Source organism: Pseudomonas sp. GR 6-02, assembly GCF_001655615.1.
Lineage (GTDB): Bacteria > Pseudomonadota > Gammaproteobacteria > Pseudomonadales > Pseudomonadaceae > Aquipseudomonas.
Genome location: NZ_CP011567.1, coordinates 201,814 through 223,886, shown reverse-complemented (window position 1 = coordinate 223,886; position 22,073 = coordinate 201,814). Strand labels below are relative to the sequence as shown.

Here is a 22,073-nt window from a genome sequence, read left to right as displayed (position 1 = left end):
GAAAAAGAGCGGTAACGGATTGATACCGTTACCGCTCCAGGTTTCACAGCGTGCCGAACTCGACCCGAACCGTCAGTGCACCGAGGTTGTCCTTCAAACCCGCACCGTAGAGGCCTAGCAGGTCATCATTGATACACAACTGCAGCTCGCCTTGCTGGCCGGCCGGAATCTGCGCCAGATCACCGATCAGGAAGGGAATGCCAAAGTCACCAACACGGCCGATCAAAGCACCTTCGGCGGCCCCCATCAGCGTATAGCCGAACTTGGCGATGTAGTCCGGATTGCCCTTTCCATCCACCCAGCCACCCGCCGGGCTGGCGCACCATAAGCCAAGGACACAACGAGCCAGACGTGGCACCAGACCGTTGATCTGTACACCGGTGCCCTGCCAGGGCAGATTGGCCAGAACCTCCACCGTCGCAGCCTTCAGGTCGTTGGCCAGCGTATCCCCGGCCTGGAACGACAACGCAGCAATCGTCAGGCTCGGGTTCGAAGTGCCGGTGCTGGGGAAGACACCATCGCCCACCAGGAACAGGTTCTTGTGGTCCCAACTGCGCTGGTATTTGTCGACGACCGATTTGGTTGGATCATCGCCCATGCGATAGGTCCCCATCAGGTGCCCGGCGCCCTGGAAACTGTAGGGCTCATTATCGTAGGTGAACGTCCCGGGCGTGAGAGGCTTCGTCAGCTCCACCGCGCCGAGCAGTTCGGTGATGATGTGAGTCGCCAACTTCTTCGCCTGCTTGAAGCCCTCCTTGGTGTATTTGGACAGGTCATAGTGAATTTCCGGCCGGGGAATGCCGAGCCGGTCCTTGTACTCGGTCGACGGCACGATGTAACACGTGGGGTGATCGGGATCGTCCTCGACCTGCTCCACCAGAAACGCGATCCGGAACTGACGGATGAACAGGTCGTTGAGCTTTTGAACCAGCGCTGTCCCATAGAGCACTTGCTGTGGTTTCAAGGCCGGCGGTAGCGGGTTGGTTTGACTGTGATTCGCCCCGTCGATGAAGTCAGCCACGGTGGTGTAAGGATCGGTGGCCGGCCAGTTCCAGCCCTCGTTACCGATTTCGATGCGCCACGCCGCTCGAGATTTGCGAAAGTCACCGTCACGCAAACTCTCGATGCCCGCCGTGGACAGAGGACCCCGGTACGGAAAAACCGCCTTGCCTTCAGGCATCAGCCCCCATGCCAGGTAGATCGGGTGATCGGCCAGGCTGCGCCCTACTTGCCCACTGCTGTTGGCCACACCTTTGGGCCAGGCAGCGCTGACCGAGTTGAGCAATAACTTGGGTGTCTCGATGGCATGGGCGGCGATCACATAACGCTGCCCGATAGCGATGCCGGTTCCAGTGACCGGGCCGTCGCCAAGCTGATACTGAATGAATTCGATACCGTTGATATTGCTGTCCGCCCCGACGGTCACTTTGCTCGCCACGGTTCGGTACAACACCTTGACCTTGCCGGTGGCCAGGGCCTTGTTCATTGTCACTGTCGCATCGTACTTGGCCTGGATCGGACAGATCGGTGTGCAGTTGGTGTTGCCGGCACACACCCGGCGCCCCGCGTAAGGTTGGGAATTGCGCCCGGCGGGCGTCGGACTGACCACCAGCGGCAAGCCGTCGAACATCTGCCCCGTCACGGCCGTGACAAAACTGCCATCGACCAACGACAACGGAATGCTGTGCATCGGGAATGAATAACCTTCGGGAAAGGTCATGCCCAGATAGGCCTGGTCGGCGACATTGGCCGCCACGCCGATTTCCGCCTCGGCCCGGCAGTAGGCACTTTGCAGATCGTCGTAGCCGATAGGCCAGTCCACCCCGACGCCGTATTTTGATTTCAGGCGAAAATCGTTCGGCACCATGCGCAGACATGTCCCGACCCAATGCCAGGTGGTGCCGCCGCCGACCCGTTCATAGGTGCTGGTGAAGGGCATCGGGCCTTTCTGTACCAGATAGCTGATCGCCGGCTTGTCCCAGCCCAGGATCAAATCGGCGATGGTCGCACGCGGGGCGTTCTCGTTGGCCGGATCACGCGGCGTGTCCAGGCTCGTCACCGGTGGGTAAGGGGCTTCGGGGGTTTTCAGCGTGGCCGTATAGAAGCGCTCCAGGTATTGAGCACGGTTGGCCGGGATTTCCGGGCCTGATTCGAGCACCAGCACATCCACCCCGGCCATGCCCAGTTGATAAGCGATGATGCTGCCGGCCAGCCCCGCGCCAACGATCACTACGTCCGCTTGTTCGGTACTCATGACAAGGCTCCTTGCTGTCCGCTGGCGGGTACCCCGGTGTAATCCTCAAGGCTCGGCGGCGTGGTGTTCCAATAGCCGAAAAACATCTCGCTGTATCCCATGGGATGTGCCTGGGCAATTTTCCAGGCCCAGCTGTTGATGTAGGCCTGATCGGACACCACCATCGAGTCGGTCGATTTGTAGCTCCCGGTGGCATAGGGCTGATACCAGACACCCAACAACCACAGTTTCATGATTGAACGCGCTGCTCGGGCGGTTTGCGTGGTCGCCGGTTGCGCCCCATCCATCAGCACCGCCTGGGCGATCCGGTCCGGAGGCTCAAGGTCCGCCGCCATCGTGGCGTACTGAGTCAGCAAGGCGTTGAGCACATCAGGCGTGATGCGCGGCGTGATGAACTCGAGAAAGATCGGCGGCAAGCCCACCTGGTCGATGGCCGGCGCCAGTCGATCGGCGGGAATGCCGGTGAGGGCCGATGAAAGGCCAATGAAGTTTTGCAGATCACTGCTCATGGCTGACTCCTTGTCCACCCGTGGACTGTGCGCGTTCAAGCAGGTAGGTGAAATCCGCGAAGCTGGTGCGCGGGGATTCGGTGACATGGGTGGCCGCATTGCCGTGACACGCCATGCAGCTGGAAGACGCCTGGGGCACGGTGCCCTGGATATAGGTTTCCAGCGTGGCGTTGGCCAGGAACAAGGGCGCGGGACTGCCCAGTGGGTTGGTCGCCGATATCTGGCAATTGGGCTGTGGAGGGGCTGACGGCCACTGGGTGCTGATCAATTGATAGTTCGCCCACACGCTCTGCGGATTGACCGTTCGCAGCAGGGCCTGGTACGTGGTGTTCAGCTTTTTGGTGGCGTCGGTCAGCGGCGCGTCACGCTCGATCTGCGAGGGCGTCGCCTTGACTGCCGGGTTCCACGGCCGTGGCGGAGGCTGGTTGACGTCGCTCTTGCTGTTGACGTTGTAGAACAGGTACGGGCCCACCCGCTGCTCAGGAGGCGTGGATTTCTCCGGTACGTTTTTCACATGTTCAAAGGTTGACCAGACCCACTGCGCGGCATTGGCGGTCTTATGAACGATGTGCAACCCCACCAGCCCGACCGGCTCGGATACACACGACTCCTCGACAATCGGCCCATGACTCGGATCGTTGTTGCCCGGTGTATAGACCAGTGCATCGACGGTGTGGAAATCCTGTCGGCGATCATTGGGGCCAAGCACTTTCCACGACGCCTTCACCATCACCGCACCGACCTGCTTCGTCTCAGCCGAGCCACAGCTGAAAGCCACGGCGTTGCTCGGGCTCGCGGCGAAAAACTTCTGCTGGCCTTCGATGCTGTACAGCCCGTTGTTGACGATCCCGTCGAACATCGATTGGTTGACCACGATTTCGTTGCGCGTATAGACGCCGTTCTGATCCACCAGCGGGCCACTCTCGAAGGGCTGGATAAACTCATTCAGCACATCGGGCACCTTGCCCATTTGCTGCAGGAGACGACCAGGCTTGAGCGACTTGCACGCTTCGGGGAGGGTTGCCGGGGCATTCCAGGGCAGCGGTGTCTGGCCCTTGGCCCGGAATATCTGGTAGCTCTCTTTCCAGCTTTCCCACACCGTGGCCCCATCCTGCTTGCCGATGGGGGTGCCGGTATTTGGATCGCCATTGTCCAGCGCCGGCCAGCTCAGGGCGATGAAGGTCTGCCACGACAAGTCATCGAAATCGGCCTGCAGGCTGGGCAGAGAAACCGGTTGGGTAACCGTGACATCAAAGGGTATCTGCGGCGACAGTGAGGGGGCGGCAATGGCGGACGAGCCCAACAAAGCGCTCAACAAGGCACAGCCAAACGGGCCATGCCGACTGACTTCCATTCTCATGCTTTATCTCCTTGGCATCAGGGCGCCAGGAGATAACACCGGTCCGTCATGGACTCTCACTGCCTCCTGGCAAGTCAGAGTCTAGGTAGGGTTTGAGGCAAAAAAATCACGGGGGTAGAACCGATCGAAGCAAGGTCAGTTGGTGTTATTACAGATTGGGTGGGGTGTTCTTGGAGACGCCATCGCGAGCAAGGACTTTGGGTTGCCGTCAGAGTTTGTGGTCAACACCAATCCACTGCTGGAACGAGCCTGCTCGCGATGCTTTGGCCCTTAAATGTTGGCGACTTTCTGCCAGACCTTGGGTTTGAAGAACAACGTCTCACCCTTCGTCAATCCAACCAGGCTGTCGTGATCCTTCACCACTTCAGCTTCAATCAACTCGCTCTGGCCTTCGACCTTCAGCGTCACCCGCGTGGTGGCGCCCAACGGACGAATATCCCGCACTTCAGCGGCGTGGTGGTCTTCCAGTTCATGCCGCGACAGCGACACTTCATGTGGACGGAACAGTACGTGCCGGTCTTCGCCCAAATGCAGACGGTTCGAATCGCCGAGGAAGTGATAGACGAAATCGCTGGCCGGATTTTCGTAGACGTCGCCCGGTGAACCGATCTGCTCGATCACCCCCTTGTTCATCACCACGATCCGGTCGGCAACTTCCATCGCTTCTTCCTGGTCGTGGGTCACGAATACCGAGGTCAGGTTGATGTCCTCGTGCAGCCGCGCGAGCCAGCGACGCAATTCTTTACGGACCTTGGCATCGAGTGCACCAAAAGGCTCGTCGAGCAGCAGCACTTTCGGTTCCACCGCCAGGGCGCGGGCCAACGCGATGCGCTGACGCTGGCCGCCGGAGAGTTGTTCCGGGTAGCGATCGGCCAACCAGTCCAGTTGCACCATGTTCAGCAGTTCGTGGACTTTCACCGCAATCTGGCTTTCGTTCGGACGCTGGTTTTTCGGCTTCATACGCAGGCCGAACGCAACGTTGTCGAACACCGTCATGTGACGGAACAAGGCGTAGTGCTGGAACACGAAACCGACGTTGCGATCACGCACGTCGTGGCCGGAAACGTCTTCGCCGTGGAACACGATGTTGCCCTGATCCGGGGTTTCCAGGCCGGCGATGATTCGCAGCAATGTGGTCTTGCCGCAGCCGGACGGCCCCAGCAGCGCCACAAGTTCGCCGCTTTGAATGTCCAGGCTGATGTTGTCCAGCGCCTTGAACGCGTGAAAGTTCTTGCTGACGTTACGCACTTCGATCGACATGACTTATTCCTCCGCGGCGCTGGCGCGCAGGCGGTTAATACGGTTTTCGCTCCACTGCTTGAGCAGCAGGATGAAGAGCGCCAGGATCAGCAACAGGCTCGCCACGGCGAACGCGGCCACGTGGTTGTATTCGTTGTAGAGAATCTCGACGTGCAGCGGCAAGGTGTTGGTCACCCCGCGAATGTGCCCGGACACCACCGACACCGCCCCGAACTCACCCATGGCCCGCGCGGTACACAGCACCACGCCATAGATCAGGCCCCATTTGATGTTCGGCACGGTGACGTGCCAGAACATCTGCCAGCCATTGGCGCCAAGCAAACGCGCGGCCTCTTCCTCCTGGGTACCTTGTTCCTGCATCAGCGGGATCAGCTCACGGGCCACGAACGGCACGGTGACGAAAATCGTCGCCAGCACGATGCCCGGCAAGGCGAAGACGATCTGGATGTCGTGATCCTGCAACCATGGGCCGAACAAGCCCTGGGCGCCGAACATCAGCACGTAGACCAGACCTGCGATCACCGGCGACACCGAGAACGGCAAGTCGATCAGGGTCACCAGCATGCTCTTGCCGCGGAACGAATATTTGCTCACGCACCATGCGGCGCTGACCCCGAACACCAGGTTCAGCGGCACCGAAATCAACACCGCAATCACCGTGAGTTTCAGGGCCGACAAAGCGTCCGGTTCGAAGATCGCGGTGAAGAACGCACCCAGGCCCAGCTTCAGGCCCTGGGACACCACGATGAACAACGGCAACAACAGAAACAGCGCAAAGATCAGCCAGCCGAGGCCGATGAGGATTCGCCGCGAAGCTGCACTGCCACGGCGGGCGGCGTTCGAGGAGGCCGCTGCAATAGACGATTGGGACATTTTTCGCGCCTCCTTATGGGGTTTCGATGCGCCGCTGCAACAAGTTGATCAGCAGCAACAGGACAAAGGAAACCACCAGCATCAGTACACCAATGGAGGTGGCGCCGGTGTAATCGTACTGGTCGAGTTTGACCATGATCAGCAGCGGCAGAATTTCGGTTTTCATCGGCATGTTGCCAGCGATGAAAATCACCGAACCGTACTCGCCGACCCCACGGGCAAAGGCCAAGGCGAAACCGGTCAGCCAGGCCGGGAGCAGCGCCGGCATCAGAATATGGCGGAAAACCTGCAACGGATTTGCCCCCAGGCACGCCGCCGCCTCCTCCACTTCACGGGGGATATCGGCCAGTACAGGCTGTACCGTACGTACTACGAATGGAAGTGTTACAAAAGTCAGCGCCAGGGTGATGCCGAGGGGGGTATACGCGATCTTGAAACCCAGGTCCGCCGCGAACTGACCCACCAGGCCGGTGGGGGTGTACAGCGCGGTCAATGCGATACCGGCCACGGCAGTGGGCAATGCGAAGGGCAGATCGATCATCGCATCGATGACTTTGCGCCCCGGGAAGGTGTAGCGCACCAGCACCCAGGCCAGCAGCGTGCCGATCACGCCGTTGATGATCGCGGCGTACAACGCGGTGCCGAAGCTCAGCTTCAACGCGGCCAGCACCCGAGGTGCCGAGATGATTGCCCAGAACTGGTCCCAGGTCAGTTGAGCGGCATGCACGAACATCGCCGCCAGTGGAATGAGCACAATCAGGCTGAGGTACACCAAGGTGTAGCCCAGCGTCAGCCCGAAGCCGGGTATGACGGGGGAGATACGACGCGACATAAAAGTCCTTGGTTGAAAACGCACTAAGCCCCGACGGCAAGATCGGGGCCCGTTGGCAGATCTATTTCAGGCTACTGCGCCTGGTAAATCTGGTCGAACACGCCACCGTCATTGAAGAATTTCGGCTGGGCGGTTTTCCAGCCGCCGAAGTCCTTGTCGATGGTCACCAGTTCCAGGGTCGGGAACTGTTTGGCGTACTTGGCAGCTACGTCCTTGTCACGTGGACGATAGAAGTTTTTCGCCGCAATTTCCTGGCCGGCCTGGCTGTACAGGTGCTTGAGGTACGCTTCGGCGATTTCGGTGTTGCCCTTTTTCTCGGCGTTCTTGTCGACCACGGCCACCGGTGGCTCGGCAAGGATCGACAGCGAAGGCACGACGATGTCGAACTTGTCGGCGCCGCCGTCTTCTTTCAAGGCCAGGAAAGCTTCGTTTTCCCAGGCCAGCAACACGTCGCCCTGACCGTTGTTGACGAAAGTGATGGTCGAACCGCGAGCACCGGTATCCAGCACAGGCACGTGCTTGAACAGGGTCTGCACATACTCTTTGGCCTTGGCTTCGTTACCGCCATTGGCTTTCAGGCCATAGGCCCAGGCCGCGAGGAAGTTCCAGCGTGCACCGCCGGAGGTTTTCGGGTTCGGGGTGATGACTTCCACACCGTTCTTGGTCAGGTCGCCCCAGTCCTTGATGCCTTTCGGGTTGCCCTTGCGCACCAGGAACACGATGGTCGAGGTGTAAGGCGTGCTCGCTTCCGGCAGACGCTTCTGCCAGTCAGCCGGCAGGCTCTTGCCGAGCTTGGCGATTTCGTCGATGTCGCCGGCCAGGGCCAGGGTCACCACGTCGGCCCGCAGACCGTCGATCACCGCCCGGCCCTGCTTGCCTGAGCCACCGTGGGACTGCTGGATCTTCACGTTGTCGCCAGCGTGGTCTTTCTTCCAGAAGTTGATGAACTCGGCGTTGTAGTCCTGATACAGCTCGCGGGTCGGGTCATACGACACGTTGAGCAGTTCGTAATCCTTGGCAACCGCGGAACCAGCAAAAAGGGCACTGGCCAGGGCGGCCAACGCAAAATGGCGAATCGACGACATGGTGAAAGCTCCTGGAATTCTTGGTGTGGTGGCTTTTTCTTATGGTCTGGAACGGGTTGCCTGACTCAAGGATCGAAGCCTTCGACGCTCCCGCAGGAGCCGCCGAAGGCTGCGATCTTTTGATCTTTGCTTCAGCTCGACTTGTTGCCCGGATGCTGCAAACGGAATTTCTCTTTGCGTTCGATCTGTACCACCTGGGCGTTGTGCACGGTGATTTCCACCGCGCCAAAGCGCAGATCGCGCAACGCGCTCTGGATCTCGCGCAAAATGGTGGCTTCGTCCTGCCCGTCAACACTGCGTAGGGATGCGCTCATGGTGCTGCTCCTTTAATGAGATATGCCTGGCAGTGGCGGGCACTGCGTACGGCGTGAGAGCAATAGTAGATAGGCGCAGATATTCTTAAAAAGACTATTTAAGAATGTTTATATAACCAGAATGCATTATTTGATGGGACAAGGGATTGCGGGGGATCTACTATTTTCAGGGCTACACAAAACCCTGTGGCGAGGGGGCTTGTCGGAACGCCGCACCGCCCCGTTCGGCTGCGTAGCAGACGCAAAGATTTGGGGCCGCTACGCGCCCCAACGGGGGCAAGCCCCCTCGCCACAAGAAGCAGCTCAGGCACTCATCCAATCAGCGGCGCCCGAACCCAATCCAAGGAAGCCGCCGGCACTGGCCGCCCAAACCAGTACCCCTGCCCCAGATCGCAATCGTGCTCGAGCAGGAAAGCCGCCTGCTCGACCTGCTCGATCCCCTCGGCATGCACCTGCATTCCCATGCTTTGCGCCAACGCAACGATCACCCGAGCGATTGCCGCGTCGTCCTCATCACCCGGCAAGCCTGCGACGAATCCCTGATCGATCTTGAGTTTTTGCACCGGTAAACGCTTGAGTCGCAGCAACGACGAATAACCCGTGCCGAAGTCATCGATGGCCAGCCGCACGCCTAACTCACGCAAGCGATGCATCTGCTCCAGCGCCACTTCCGGATCCTCCATCACCGCGCTTTCGGTGACTTCCAGCTCCAGATATGCCGGATCCAGGCCGGTGTCGTGCAGCACCTGAGCCACCTGCTGGTACAACTCACGGCGAGCGAACAGGCGCGAAGAAACGTTCACCGCAACAAACGACAACACCACGCCTGCGGCGTGCCACTGGCACATTTGCTGACAGGCCTGGCGCATGACCCAGGCATCGATCTCGGCAATCAACCCGGTGCGTTCGGCAATGGGGATGAACTCAGCCGGTGACACCAGCCCGCGCTGTGGATGCTCCCAGCGCACCAGGGCTTCGACGCCGATCAGACGGCTGGTTTTGAGGTCGTGCACGGGTTGGTAATAAACCCGCAACTCTTGCTGCTCCAGTGCTCGGCGCAATTCGAACGCAATCTCGACACGTTGCTGGGCATGCGCGGTCAGCTCTTCGGTGTAGAGGGCATAGCTGTCGCGACCGGCGCTCTTGGCCTTGAACAGTGCCGAGTCGGCATTGCGCAACAGTTGCTCGGCGCTCAACGCATCGCTGGGGAACAGGCTGATGCCGACACTGGCGTTGATGAACAACGAATGCCGGTCAATCTCAAACCGCTCCTTGAGACCATCGATGACCCGCTGGGCCAGCGCCGCGGCATGCCCCGGTTGCGGGCAATTTTCAGCCAACAGGGCAAATTCGTCGCCACTGAGCCGCGCCAGGGTGATGCCCGGGCCGAACAAGGTGTTCAGACGCTCAGCCACGCCCTTGAGCAATTGATCACCAACACTGTGACCGAGGCTGTCGTTGATCAATTTGAAGTGATCAAGGTCGATCATCAGCAACGCACAACCGCGCTTATGGGCCTGCGCCGAGGCCACAGCCTGCCCGGCACGGTCGGTAAACAGCAGGCGATTGGGCAGATCGGTCAGCGGATCGTGGTGGGCCAGGCGCGTCAGTTCATGCTCGGAGTTCTTGATCGCACTGATGTCGGAAAACACCGCAACGTACTGGCTGAGCCGCCCCTGATCGTCATGAACGAGGCGGATCGTCTGCCATTGCGGGTAAATCTCGCCGCTTTTGCGACGATTCCAGATTTCCCCGCTCCACTCGCCGAGGCTGTCGAGTGTCGCGAACATCGACTGGTAGAAACCCGGCGGGTGATGGCCCGACTTGAACATGCTCGGTCGCTGACCCAACACTTCCTCACACTGGTAGCCGGTGATTTCCATGAACGCCCGGTTCACATGGACGATCAGCCCTTTGTTATTGGTGACTAGCACCCCTTCGCGGGTGCAATCGAACACCGCGGCCGCCTGTCGCAAACGCTCCCGGTCGGCATTACGCTCACGCAATTTGGCGCCGACGCCCAGGCAGCGAAACAAACGTGCCCGCGCGATGAAAATCAGCCCGGCACTGAAGGCCACCCAGGCATAACCGTTGATCAGTTGCCAGCGCAGCAGGTCGGTGGAGTTATCGAAGAAACTGTTCAATAAATAACCACTGAACTGAAGCCAGACTACGGAAAGCACCAGATAAAGTAGCGCTGCACGCAAGGCATCGCGATATGTGGCTGACATTCGAGCGTCCATGTCCCTACAAAAAAGACTGGAATTATAGATTAAAGAAACATCCGGCCACTCTTATCTGAAAGGGCGACTGGTTTTATCTGTGGGCTAAGTGATAATGCGACGGCTGTTTTTTTCTTTATCGAGGGTCCTATAGGCTATGTGGTACGAAGGTTTTCTTGGCTTATCGCCCTGGTCACTGGTGGCAGTCACCCTGCTGATGACCCACGTCACGATCGTCGGCGTCACGGTCTATCTGCATCGCTATTCAGCCCATCGCTCGCTTGAGCTGAATGCCGGCCTGAAACATTTCTTCCGCTTCTGGCTGTGGCTGACCACGGCGCAGAACACCCGCGAGTGGACCGCTATCCACCGCAAGCATCACGCCAAATGCGAAACCGTCGATGACCCGCACAGCCCGGTCATCAAGGGCTTGTCCACCGTTCTGCGCAAAGGTGCCGAGCTGTACCGCGCCGAAGCGGAAAACCCCGAGACCCTGCGCATCTACGGCAAGAACTGCCCCGAAGACTGGATCGAACGCAACCTCTACAGCCGTTTCCCGCTGCTGGGCGTGGCGATCATGGGCGTCATCGACCTGCTGCTGTTCGGCACCATCGGCATCACCATCTGGGCCATCCAGATGATGTGGATCCCGGTCTGGGCCGCCGGCGTGGTCAATGGCCTGGGCCATGCCATCGGCTACCGCAACTTCGAATGCCGCGATGCGGCGACCAATCTGGTGCCCTGGGGCATCCTGATCGGCGGTGAAGAACTGCATAACAACCATCACACCTACCCTAACTCGGCCAAACTGTCGGTGAAGAAGTGGGAGTTCGACCTCGGCTGGGCCTGGATCCAGGTCTTCAGCTTCCTGCGCCTGGCCAAGGTCCAGCGGGTTGCGCCGATCGCCCACCGTGTCGAAGGCAAAGGCAACCTGGACATGGACACCGCCATGGCGATCCTCAACAACCGCTTCCAGATCATGGCCCAGTACCGCAAGCTGGTGATCGCGCCGCTGGTCAAGCAAGAGCTGGAAAAGGTCGATCACTCGGTCCGCCATCAGTTCCACCGGGCCAAACGCCTGCTCTCGCGGGAAACCAGCCTGCTGGACGACAAGCACCACCTGCGCATCCAGACCATGCTCGAGCACAGCCAGGCGCTGAAGGTAATTTACGAGAAACGCCTGGCCCTGCAGCAGATCTGGGTCAAGACCAGCTCAAATGGTCACGACATGCTGGCCGCCATCAAGGATTGGGTACACGAGGCCGAGGCCAGCGGGATTCAATCCCTGCGCGACTTCGCCGACCAACTGAAAACCTACTCCCTGCGCCCCGCCACTGCCTGACCCTGAATCAAGGGCACCGTGGCGAGGGAGCTTGCTCCCGCTCGGCTGCGCAGCAGCCGCAATACCTGACGACGCGTTTTAACTGAAAAAACGCGTCGCCAATACCGCCCGGCGGGAGCAAGCTCCCTCGCCACGAAAAGCGGGAACTTCGCCCCAAATCTCCTATCTCAAAGACACTTCGCCACCCCGGCGGGCTTTGTGTTGGCCGCTGTCGAAATAGCGGCACGCCCTTTGAGACTTGTGCCGATGGTCAATAAAAACCTACAAGACACATCCCTTCCGCAGTGGCCCGAGGCCGCGCAAACGCTGATGGCGCTGATGCATGCGCAGGGCGAAGTGGCGCGCCTGAGCGAACGCGAACAGCTGTTCAGCTCGCTGCTGGTCAGCGTCAACGCCGTGCTTTGGGCATTCAACTGGGAAACCCGTCAGGTGCTCTACGTCAGCCCGGCCTATGACCGGATCTTCGGCCGCCCCGCCGGCCTGTTGCTGTCCGACTACAACCACTGGCGCGACAGTGTTTATCCCGACGATCTGGACTACGCCGAGCGCAGCCTGGCGCAAGTGCTGGTCAACGGCGCCGTTGAAGACCGCGAGTACCGCATCATCGCCGCCGACGGCCAAGTGCGCTGGCTCAGCGACAAGTGCTTCATCAACCGCCAGGCCGAACCGGGTCAGCCAGTGATCATCGTCGGCATTGCCGAAGACATCACCGAAAAGAAGCAGATGGAAACCGAGCTCCACCGCCTGGCCACCACCGACGTGCTGACCCAAAGCAGCAACCGCCGACACTTCTTCGAATGTGCCAATCACGAATTCGAGCAGGCACGCCAGCAAGGCAAGCCGCTGGCCTTCCTGCTGCTGGACATCGATGACTTTAAAGTGATCAACGACACCTACGGCCATCCGGAAGGCGACAAGGTGCTGCAACGCATCGCTGAGAGCGGTCGCGCGGCCCTGCGGCGTGGTGATCTGTTCGGGCGGATCGGCGGTGAGGAATTCGCCGCGGTGTTCCCCGGATGTGCACCGGACATGGCCATGCAAGTGGCCGAGCGCCTGCAACGGGAGATTCAACGGTTGAGTTTCAGCCATGACGACCAGACGTTCGGCATCACTGTCAGCCAGGGCCTGACCAGCCTCACGCCCGAGGATGAAAATCTCGACAGCCTGTTCGCCCGCGCCGATGCCGCGATGTACCAGGCCAAGCGCCAGGGCAAGAACCGGATAATCTCTGGCTGAGCCCATGTAGATCGTTCCCACGCTCTGCGTGGGAACGATCTACAAAGCCTATTTTTTGCGCAAGCGCATCAGCTCCGGCAATCCGATCTTGAGCAACCGCGCCGTGCGGCTCTTGGCCAATGCCTCGATCCCCTCATGCTCGGTCAGGCGCGCCAGTTGCGCGGCCATGTTCATCACCAGCGCTTCGCGGGAGTAAACCCCGCCACCGAGCTGATAAACCGCCGCAATCAGCTCACGCAGCTCCAGCGGCAGGCGCCAGCGGGTACGCAGCGCCGAACCGTAGGCCGCGCCGAATTCGGCCAGGGCATCGCCGACTTCCTCCCATTCATCCAGCTCACCACCGGCCTGCTTCCACTCCTGCAAACAGCGCAGCAACGCCAGGTCGCCGAGGCGGTGCAGCATGCCCGCGCAATAACAGCGCTCCTGATCCAGATCCAGCAAGCGCGCCAGCGTTCGCGCGTATTCCGCGGTGTGCAGGGACAATTCCCAATAGCGCTCGGCATAGTCCGCCAGTTGCGGATCACTGAGCCGGGCACTGCGTTTGAGGGCGAGGCCCAGAATCAGGTTCATGCTTTGCCCGGTCCCCAAGCGATGCAACGCCTGGGACAGGGTTTGCACGGCGGCGCCATGATGCTGGGCCGCGCTGTTGGCGGCGGCGATCAGCACGGCGGTGACTTGCGGATCCGTGCGGATCTCGTCTTCAAGCCGCACCAGATCGAGGCCATCGGGATTGAGGCTACGTTTGATCGCCACCTGCACATCGGTCATCAGCGGCGCGCCGTCGGCCAGTTCGCGCCGCCGCTCCAGATACACCGACAAGGTCATTCCCGGCGCCAATGACGGCACCTCGCAAGACACCTCTTCACCCGCGCTCAGCAGCAAATCCTGCAGGCGCTGGGTCAGGTTTTCCATGTCCAGGGGTTTGGTCAGGTACGCCGTGGGCGCCAGGGGCAAGGCTTCACGCACGCTGGCGCTGTCGTTGCGGCTGCTCATCAGAATGAACGGCAACGGCGGATTACGTTTGCGCTGACGAACGCTGCGCAAGACACTCAGGCCATCGACGCCGGGCAACTCCCAGTCGACGATCACCAGGTCATAAGGATTTTCCGCCAACAACTGCAGCGTTTCCTGGCCATCGGCACACAGGTCCAGCCGCGCATCGCAGCGCACATTCAACAACACCTGCTTGAGCAGGTCGCGGGACCAAGGGTCCGCCTCGGCAATCAACACTCGCGGTACAGCGGGTAACACCACAGCAGTCATCTGCACACTCCAACGGCAATGCTTGCACCTTAGTCAATGCTGGCCATTCGATACAGCCCAATTGCCCCTGATGTGTTTCAAGGGGCATAAAAAAACCCGCCGAAGCGGGTTTTTTGTCGATCAGTTCACAAACGGATCAGAGCTCGGCGAAGCACTCTTCGATGATCGCCAGGCCTTTGTCCAGTTGCTCGTCCGGCGCGGTCAGCGGTACCAGCACGCGCAGAACGTTGCCGTAGGTGCCGCACGACAGCAGGATCAGGCCCTTGTCGCGAGCCTTGGCCACAACGGCGGCTACAGCAGCCGGGTTCGGCTTGTGGCTGTCGCCGTTTTCGAACAGCTCGACAGCGATCATCGCACCCAGGGCACGCACGTCGCCGATCACCGGGTATTTGGCCTGAATGGCTTTCAGACCAGTCACCAGACGCTCGCCAACCGCTTTGCAACGGTCCAGCAGGTGCTCTTCTTCGAACACTTCCATCACGGCCAGGGCCGCGGCGCAAGCGATCGGGCTACCGGCGTAAGTGCCGCCCAGGCCGCCTGGAGCGATGGCGTCCATGTATTCGGCCTTGCCGCACACACCGGCCAGCGGGAAGCCGCCAGCGATGGATTTGGCGAAGGTGGTCAGGTCGGCGGCGACGCCCATCTGTTCCATGGCGAAGAAGGTGCCGGTACGGCCAGCGCCCGTTTGCACTTCGTCAGCGATCAACAGAATGCCGTGCTGGTCGCACAGGGCGCGCAGACGCTTCATGAACTCTTTAGGCGCGACGTAGAAACCGCCTTCGCCCTGCACCGGCTCGATGATGATCGCGGCGATATCACGCGGCTCGGCGTCGTTCTTGAAGATGCGCTCGATGCTGGCGATCGAATCGTCGATGCTCACACCGTGCAGTTCGTTCGGGTACAGCGCGCGGAAGATGCCGCCTGGCATCAGGCCCATGCCGGCCGAGTAAGGCACGACTTTACCGGTCAGGCCCAGGGTCATCATGGTGCGACCGTGGTAAGCGCCGGTGAACGCGATCACACCGGCACGGCCAGTGGCGGCGCGGGCGATCTTGATGGAGTTTTCCACAGCTTCGGAGCCGGTGGTCACCAGCAGGGTTTTCTTGGCGAAATCACCCGGCACCTTGGCGTTGATTTTTTCGCACACTTCCACGTACGGCTCGTAGGCCAGCACCTGGAAGCAGGTGTGGGTCAGCTTATTCAGCTGCGCAGTCACGGCGGCGATGACTTTCGGGTGCAAGTGACCGGTGTTCAGCACGGCGATACCGCCGGCGAAGTCGATGAACTCACGACCTTCAACGTCGGTCACGGTGGCGTTCTTCGCGTGGTCGGCGAAGATCGGGTGAATCTGGCCAACACCACGGGGTACGGCAGCGGTACGGCGGGCCATCAACTCAGCGTTAGTCTTGCTCATACATTCCTCATTCGCCGCTCATCGGTCGGCGTGGTTCAAGGATTAAGCGGCGGGGAAGCAACTACGGCAGCATGCGATGATCGACTGCCACAGCGTTCCCGGCCACAGAGAAAATTCCGTTTGAAGCGCGCAAAGGGACAGCGCTCTCGTGCCCTTTGCGTTTGAAGCAATGCCTTGCCGGGCCTATCCCTTCGGGCTTAGATGCCCAGGCAGAGGTATTTGATTTCCAGGTAATCTTCGATGCCGTACTTGGAGCCTTCACGGCCCAGGCCCGACGCCTTGATGCCGCCGAACGGCGCGACTTCGTTGGAGATCAACCCGGTGTTGACGCCGACCATGCCGTATTCCAGGGCTTCAGCCACACGGAACACACGGCCCAGGTCACGCGCATAGAAGTACGAGGCCAGACCGAACTCGGTGTCGTTGGACATCGCGATCACGTCGGCTTCGTCTTTGAAGCGGAACAGTGGCGCCAATGGACCGAAGGTTTCTTCCTTGGCCACGGCAGCGTTGTTCGGCACGTTGGTCAGGATGGTCGGCTCGAAGAAGTTGCCTTGCATGCTTTTGCCACCCGCCAGCACGGTGGCGCCTTTGCCGACGGCGTCAGCAATGTGCTCTTGCACCTTGGCCACGGCTTTTTCGTCGATCAGCGGGCCAGTAGTGGTGCCGTCTTCCAGACCGTTGCCGATCTTGAGTTTGGCCACAGCCACTTTCAGTTTTTCGGCGAACGCGTCGTAGACCGAATCCTGAATGTACAGGCGGTTGGCGCAGACGCAGGTCTGGCCGTTGTTGCGGTACTTGGAAATGATCGCGCCTTCGACGGCCTTATCCAGGTCCGCGTCGTCGAACACGATGAACGGCGCGTTGCCGCCCAGTTCCAGCGAGACTTTCTTGATGTCCTTGGCGCACTCGGTCATCAGCTGACGACCGATTTCGGTCGAACCGGTGAACGACAGTTTGCGCACGATCGGGTTGCCGGTCAGCTCGCTGCCAATGTCGCCGGCGCTGCCGGTCACCACACTGAACACGCCGTTCGGAATACCGGCACGCTGGGCCAGTTCAGCCAGGGCGAATGCAGAGAACGGAGTTTGCGATGCAGGCTTGAGCACCATGGTGCAACCGGCGGCCAGGGCCGGGCCTGCTTTACGGGTGATCATTGCAGCCGGGAAGTTCCACGGAGTAATCGCAGCGGTCACGCCGATCGGCTGCTTGATCACGATCAGGCGCTTGTCTGGCTGGTGGCCCGGAATCACGTCACCGTAGACGCGCTTGGCTTCTTCGGCGAACCACTCGATAAAGGAAGCGGCGTAAACGATCTCGCCCTTGGCTTCAGCCAATGGCTTGCCCTGTTCCAGGGTCATCAGGCGAGCCAGGTCATCCTGGTTCTCGATGATCAGCTCGAACCAGCGACGCAGCTTGTTCGCGCGCTCCTTGGCGGTCAGTGAACGCCAGGCCGGCAGCGCTTTATCAGCAGCTTCAATCGCACGGCGGGTTTCGGCAGCGCCCATTTTCGGCACAGTACCCAGAATTTCGCCCGTTGCCGGGTTGTTGACCTTGATCGTCTGACCGTTGTCCGCATCGACCCAAGCGCCATCGATAAAGGCTTGCTGGCGGAACAACTGGGTGTCTTTAAGCTGCATGTCGGCTTTCCTTAACAGCACCGCGGCCAGCGCGGAGCGAATTATGATTGTAGAAAGGCGCCTTATAGGCTGCCGTCAGGGAAATCATTCACCGGGCTGAAGCACATAAATAGCGCACTGATCGAACTCGTGCGGTTCAGCACCCAGACAAGAGCGTTTGAAATCTCAAACGAATCCTAGGATCAAAGGGGGTAAAGGACAATAGGCTGTTCGAAAAAAAGAACGAAAACGCCGCGTTTGCCTATTTTTTCTGATCAACGTAGCAAACGCAGGTTACGCTTTGGAAAAACGCAGGCGATTCAGCGGCATGGACGCCCGCAGCGCATATGAGTATCATGGCGCCCGCATTGCACCAGTAGCTCAGCTGGATAGAGTACTGCCCTCCGAAGGCAGGGGTCGTGGGTTCGAATCCCGCCTGGTGCACCATATGTAGATACGAGAAAGCCTCAGGTCTTAGGGTCTGGGGCTTTTTTGTGGGCACAAAAAAACCGCCAAAGCGGTTTTTTCATTCTGTCGTCCAATCAAACTCGTCGTACTCATCATCGTCGTCTTCGTCCTCGATCAACTCATCATCAAGAACGTCTTCCTCAAGATCCTCTTCTGCCTGCTTCGCCAGCAGAAACTCCTTACGACTCTCAGTCACTGCTCGCCTCAGTTCCTCACCCTTCACCGGGCAGTTGAGCATTTGGGCGATGCGGTCGATTTTTTGGGCCACGGCATCCTCCAACGCATCGGCTATGGGCTGATAGTGCGCGCTTTCGGGTGTCGATGCCAAATCGGCGACCGCTGTTCAGCTCATTTTTTCTGCAAATCCTTGAGTTTGGCCGCCAGGTTTTCCTTGGGAAAGCGCTTGTGCAATGTCGTCATCAACGCTTCGGCGGCTTGGGTCTGACCGGCGTCTTGCAGGCGCATCACTTCACGTAATTGATCATCCAGTGACTTAACCGGCGCGGCGGCGCGTTTGCTGAGTTTGGCTTCGTCGGCCATTTCGCTGTTGATCGACTCGCGTTGCATAGGTGCGGAAAAATCCGCCATCGGCGCAGCCGGTGCGGGCGCGGACAAAGCCTCGGCCGGTGCGGCCTGGGAGCGGGCAGCGGCTTCCTGTTTGGCGGCTGGTGCGGACGCTTTCGGCGCAGGCGCGAAGTCGTAACTCGACAGTTGTTCGGGCGTGCGTTGCACCAGCGCCAGCATCAGCGCAATCCCGACCAGGCTTGCGAACGCGACTTGCCAACGGGGCTGTTGGCAGGCGCGGAGCCAGCGTTGCCACAGGTTCGGCTTCGGCGCGGGGGCTTCGCGGTGCGCGGTGGCGAGGATGAAGGCGTCGAGGTGCGCCGGTGGTTCGCCGCTGCTGTGGTCGCGGAAATGCTTGAGCACTTCATCGTCGGACGATGGCGGTGTTTGTTTGGCGTCAGTCATGTTAGTACCTCCTCGGCCAGCAGCCGACGCAGTTTTTGCTGGGCGTAGCGCAAGCGGCTTTTCACGGTTTCCAGCGGTGTTTCGGTGAGGGTAGCGATCTGTGGCAGGTCGAGGTCGCCGTGGGCGCGCAGCAGGAACACTTCGCGCTGGTCGGCGGGCAGGGTTTGCAGGGCGGTTTCGAGGCGTTGACCGTCGCGGCTCAGGCTCAGCAGTTGTTCAGGGTCGGCTGCGTCGTCGATCAGGGCGTGGGCCTGTTCGTCGTAGCTGTCGTACAAGGGGTTGTGAATGCCATGTTTGCGCCAGTGATCGATCAGTCGGTTGCGGGCAATCTGGTAGAGCCAGGTACGAAAGTTCGCCCGGCCTTGTGGCTGACTGGCGCTGCGGATCAGGCTCAGCCAGGTTTCCTGGTACACCTCTTCGGCCAGTTCGGGTTTGCCGCTGAGGCCGAGAAGGAATCGATACAGGCCCTGGCGGTGGCGGGCGTACAAAACTTCGAACGCCGGCCCGTCGCCAGAGCGGTAGCGCGCCAGCAGCGATTCATCGCTGCTGGCGGTTGAGCTGATTGCAGGATCGGACATGTCAGCTTTCACTCTATCCGGTTGTCGTTGGGCGGTTGATTCGAGGCGGTGGAGGTTCGCAGGCTCTGCGCCAATTCCACCAATTGCACGAACTCACCACGCAGGCCAAACGGGTCATCACCCCGTGCGCCACGGGCCAGGGCTTCGGTGTCTTTCAGGCTGAAATCACCGGTGTAGCGCCCGTCCTTGAGCTGCTGGGAAAAGGCAGCGACGGAGGCGGCAAAGCGCAGGTCATCGCTGGCGGCCGAGAGTTTACCGGCCTCCCCCTTCAGGATTGGCCGCTCGATCAAGCGACTGTTCCCACCTTCCGGTAACTGATAACGCACCCGCAGCATCGCCAATTCTCCGGTTTTTGCGGAAACTTCTGCCCCGGAATTGCCGTAGCGCAGCGGTTCCAGCCAGCCCTTCTCGCCCTTGGGCACAATTTCGTACAGCGCCGTCACCGTGTGCCCTGCGCCGATTTCTCCGGCGTCGACTTTGTCGTTGCTGAAATCCTCACGCTTCAAGGCGCGGTTCTCATAACCCAACAGCCGATATTCGCTGACCTGAGCCGGGTTGAACTCCACCTGCAGCTTCACGTTTTTCGCCACCACCGCCAGGGTTGAGCCGAGTTGATCCACCAGCACTTTGCGCGCTTCGCGCAGGTTGTCGATGTAGGCGTAGTTACCGTCGCCGGCGTCGGCCAGTTGTTCCATCAGGTGTTCATTGTAGTTATCCACACCAAAACCCAGGGTGGTCAGGGACACGCCAGTCTTGCGTTTATCCACAGCCATTTGCTTGAGGCTGTCGAAGTCGCTGACGCCGACGTTGAAGTCACCGTCGGTGGCCAGCAGGATGCGGTTGATGCCTTTGGGGATAAACGCCTGTTGCGCCATTTGGTAAGCCAGTTCGATACCCGACGCGCCGGCCGTCGAGCCGCCCGCCGTCAATTGATCGATGGCGGTACGAATTTTCGCTTTTTCCCGTCCGGAAGTCGGCTCCAGCACCACACGGGATTCTCCGGCGTAGACCACCAGTGAAACCCGGTCCTGCTCGCGCAGTTGATCGACCAGCAATTTCAGGGTGCTTTTGACCAGAGGCAGGCCTTCGCGACGGTCCATGGAGCCGGACACGTCCACCAGAAACACCAGGTTCGCTGGGGCCAGTTCCGCCACCGCGTGATCAGACGCCTTGATGCCGATGCGCAGTAACCGGGTATGCGGGTTCCAGGGTGACGGCGCCAGCTCGGTGGTCACACCGAACGGCGAGCCATCAGTGGGCAAGGCGTAATCGTAGGGGAAGTAATTGACCATTTCTTCCAGCCGCACCGCTCCTTCCGGCGGTAAACGCCCCTGATTGAGCAGGCGCCGGACATTGGCGTACGCGCCGGTATCGACATCGGCGCTGAAGGTCGAGACCGGCGCTTCGGCCACGCTGTGAATCGGGTTATCCGCCAGCGCCTGATATTGCTCGCGCTGCTCATCCCGGTAGCCCTGTGGATAAGTTTCACCCGCGGGCACTGGTGCAAAAGCGACCAACGGGCCCGGTCGTGCGCTGCGCTTGGCCATCGCGGTGTCCGCCATGGCCGATTCGCGCACTAATGCTTCAGTTTTCGGCGCATTTTGAGCTGGGGGCGCAACCGCTGCCGGGTTGCCCGTCTCAGAGGGTGGTGTGGATGAACCGCCGCAACCGGCAACGGCCAGCAGCAACCCGGCGGCGAAACCCTGGGCGGCCGGGCGGAGGACATGCAGAGGAAGGGACATGGGGGCTGACCTCAGGAGGAAATTGACTCATTCATCCTCTGAGACGGACAGCCCGCCGGGTTCGGGTTAAGCCGACGTGAAAAATCTTCAGCGGTGATAACGCCGCACCACGCTGCTGTTTTTCAGCACATGGCCTTTGATCTGTTCCAGCAACTGCACGCGGGTCAGGCCGGCGGGCAAGGCTTCTGGCGCCAGGTCCAGGGCGTAGATCTGGATGATGTAGTGATGGGTGCTGTCACCGATGGGCGGGCACGGGCCGATGTAGGTGGTGGTGCCTTTGATGTTGGTGCCACCCACGCCTTCGAGGGTGGATTTAGTGCCGACACCGGCCGGGATCTGCCGCGTCGTGGCCTTGATGCCGTAACGAATCCAGTGATCGACGCCCAGGCCTTTCTGACCGTCCGGGTCGTGCATGACGATGGCGTAGCTGAGGGTGCCCTGGGGGCCGGCGCTCCAGCTCAGGGCCGGAGACTGATTCTTGCCACCGCAACCGCTGGCATCGCTGGCCTCCGCCGACGTGAACAGCCGATTGTCCGAAACGCCGGGGATGCTGAGGGTGAAACGCTCCTGGGCCTGCGCCGGTAACTGCACGCAAAGGGCGACTGCAACGGCCGCCAGCCAAGGGTTCAAAGAGGTCAATCGGGTCATACCGGAGCACCTTGTGCGGGGTGGGGCCGTCGTCGGCACGCAAACTATAGCCGGACCGTTCGTGCGGTGGCAGTGGGAATTGGCT

19 protein-coding genes and 1 tRNA gene are annotated in these 22,073 nt (G+C 60.3%); 3 read left to right on the top strand and 17 right to left on the bottom strand.

Translation table 11 applies throughout. The features are described 5' to 3' along the window. Nucleotides 1-43: 43 nt before the first annotated feature. From PGR6_RS00930 to dibA, 9 genes are all read right to left on the bottom strand, one after another. Nucleotides 44-2,254 carry a GMC family oxidoreductase gene (locus PGR6_RS00930; RefSeq protein ID WP_064615788.1) on the bottom strand — a complete coding sequence of 737 codons (2,211 nt, stop codon included), beginning with the start codon at nucleotides 2,252-2,254 and terminating at the stop codon, nucleotides 44-46. After that, entirely contained in the window at nucleotides 2,251-2,763 is a 513-nt protein-coding gene (locus PGR6_RS00925; RefSeq protein ID WP_019581704.1) for a hypothetical protein, read from the bottom strand. The genes PGR6_RS00930 and PGR6_RS00925 overlap by 4 nt, the downstream gene beginning before the upstream one ends. Further along, nucleotides 2,753-4,123, bottom strand: a complete 1,371-nt coding sequence (locus tag PGR6_RS00920; RefSeq protein ID WP_064615787.1) for a hypothetical protein — start codon at nucleotides 4,121-4,123, stop codon at nucleotides 2,753-2,755. Before PGR6_RS00920 ends, PGR6_RS00925 begins: the two co-directional genes overlap by 11 nt. Nucleotides 4,124-4,393: 270 nt before the next feature. Beyond that, the gene (locus PGR6_RS00915; RefSeq protein ID WP_018929361.1) at nucleotides 4,394-5,383 is read right to left on the bottom strand and encodes a sulfate/molybdate ABC transporter ATP-binding protein; all 990 of its coding nucleotides are present in this window, start codon (nucleotides 5,381-5,383) and stop codon (nucleotides 4,394-4,396) included. A 3-nt stretch (nucleotides 5,384-5,386) separates the two neighbouring features. Next, nucleotides 5,387-6,256: a sulfate ABC transporter permease subunit CysW gene (gene cysW, locus PGR6_RS00910; protein WP_007941037.1), complete on the bottom strand. Its 870-nt coding sequence runs from the start codon at nucleotides 6,254-6,256 to the stop codon at nucleotides 5,387-5,389. A gap of 13 nt (nucleotides 6,257-6,269) precedes the next feature. Continuing rightward, entirely contained in the window at nucleotides 6,270-7,088 is an 819-nt protein-coding gene (gene cysT / locus PGR6_RS00905; RefSeq protein ID WP_018929362.1) for a sulfate ABC transporter permease subunit CysT, read from the bottom strand. 71 nt (nucleotides 7,089-7,159) lie between these two features. Further along, entirely contained in the window at nucleotides 7,160-8,173 is a 1,014-nt protein-coding gene (locus PGR6_RS00900) for a sulfate ABC transporter substrate-binding protein (protein WP_064615785.1), read from the bottom strand. 131 nt (nucleotides 8,174-8,304) lie between these two features. Next, nucleotides 8,305-8,487, bottom strand: coding sequence for a sulfur starvation response protein OscA (gene oscA / locus PGR6_RS00895; RefSeq protein ID WP_018929364.1), 183 nt, complete (start codon nucleotides 8,485-8,487; stop codon nucleotides 8,305-8,307). A gap of 311 nt (nucleotides 8,488-8,798) precedes the next feature. Continuing rightward, on the bottom strand, nucleotides 8,799-10,718 hold the full coding sequence (gene dibA, locus PGR6_RS00890; RefSeq protein ID WP_064615783.1) for a phosphodiesterase DibA: 1,920 nt from the start codon (nucleotides 10,716-10,718) through the stop codon (nucleotides 8,799-8,801). A gap of 148 nt (nucleotides 10,719-10,866) precedes the next feature. On the opposite strand from dibA, the gene desA reads away from it, so the two are divergent. Both desA and PGR6_RS00880 read left to right on the top strand, forming a co-directional pair. Then, the gene (gene desA, locus PGR6_RS00885) at nucleotides 10,867-12,051 is read left to right on the top strand and encodes a delta-9 fatty acid desaturase DesA (RefSeq protein ID WP_018929366.1); all 1,185 of its coding nucleotides are present in this window, start codon (nucleotides 10,867-10,869) and stop codon (nucleotides 12,049-12,051) included. A gap of 246 nt (nucleotides 12,052-12,297) precedes the next feature. Further along, entirely contained in the window at nucleotides 12,298-13,287 is a 990-nt protein-coding gene (locus tag PGR6_RS00880; protein WP_018929367.1) for a GGDEF domain-containing protein, read from the top strand. 48 nt (nucleotides 13,288-13,335) lie between these two features. Here the strand turns inward: PGR6_RS00880 and PGR6_RS00875 are convergent, their stop codons facing one another. The 3 genes from PGR6_RS00875 to gabD form a co-directional block, all read right to left on the bottom strand. Next, nucleotides 13,336-14,550 (bottom strand): response regulator, encoded by a 1,215-nt coding sequence (locus PGR6_RS00875; protein ID WP_064615782.1) that lies wholly within the window; start codon nucleotides 14,548-14,550, stop codon nucleotides 13,336-13,338. 136 nt (nucleotides 14,551-14,686) lie between these two features. After that, nucleotides 14,687-15,964 (bottom strand): 4-aminobutyrate--2-oxoglutarate transaminase, encoded by a 1,278-nt coding sequence (gabT, locus tag PGR6_RS00870; protein WP_018929369.1) that lies wholly within the window; start codon nucleotides 15,962-15,964, stop codon nucleotides 14,687-14,689. A gap of 197 nt (nucleotides 15,965-16,161) precedes the next feature. Then, complete coding sequence (gene gabD / locus PGR6_RS00865) at nucleotides 16,162-17,604, bottom strand: NADP-dependent succinate-semialdehyde dehydrogenase (RefSeq protein WP_018929370.1); 1,443 nt, start codon at nucleotides 17,602-17,604, stop codon at nucleotides 16,162-16,164. 349 nt (nucleotides 17,605-17,953) lie between these two features. Between gabD and PGR6_RS00860 the strand changes: the two genes are divergently transcribed. Next, a tRNA-Arg gene (locus tag PGR6_RS00860) sits at nucleotides 17,954-18,030 on the top strand. A 79-nt stretch (nucleotides 18,031-18,109) separates the two neighbouring features. Here PGR6_RS00860 and PGR6_RS00855 read toward each other — a convergent pair. The 5 genes from PGR6_RS00855 to PGR6_RS00835 form a co-directional block, all read right to left on the bottom strand. Next, entirely contained in the window at nucleotides 18,110-18,379 is a 270-nt protein-coding gene (locus PGR6_RS00855) for a hypothetical protein (RefSeq protein ID WP_018929371.1), read from the bottom strand. 20 nt (nucleotides 18,380-18,399) lie between these two features. Beyond that, nucleotides 18,400-19,020, bottom strand: a complete 621-nt coding sequence (locus PGR6_RS00850) for a hypothetical protein (protein WP_064615780.1) — start codon at nucleotides 19,018-19,020, stop codon at nucleotides 18,400-18,402. Then, nucleotides 19,017-19,598, bottom strand: coding sequence for an RNA polymerase sigma factor (locus PGR6_RS00845; RefSeq protein ID WP_064615778.1), 582 nt, complete (start codon nucleotides 19,596-19,598; stop codon nucleotides 19,017-19,019). Before PGR6_RS00845 ends, PGR6_RS00850 begins: the two co-directional genes overlap by 4 nt. 8 nt (nucleotides 19,599-19,606) lie before the next feature. Next, nucleotides 19,607-21,340, bottom strand: a complete 1,734-nt coding sequence (locus PGR6_RS00840) for a VWA domain-containing protein (RefSeq protein WP_064615776.1) — start codon at nucleotides 21,338-21,340, stop codon at nucleotides 19,607-19,609. Between the two features lie 87 nt (nucleotides 21,341-21,427). After that, nucleotides 21,428-21,988: a YbhB/YbcL family Raf kinase inhibitor-like protein gene (locus tag PGR6_RS00835; RefSeq protein ID WP_064615774.1), complete on the bottom strand. Its 561-nt coding sequence runs from the start codon at nucleotides 21,986-21,988 to the stop codon at nucleotides 21,428-21,430. Nucleotides 21,989-22,073: the final 85 nt, after the last annotated feature.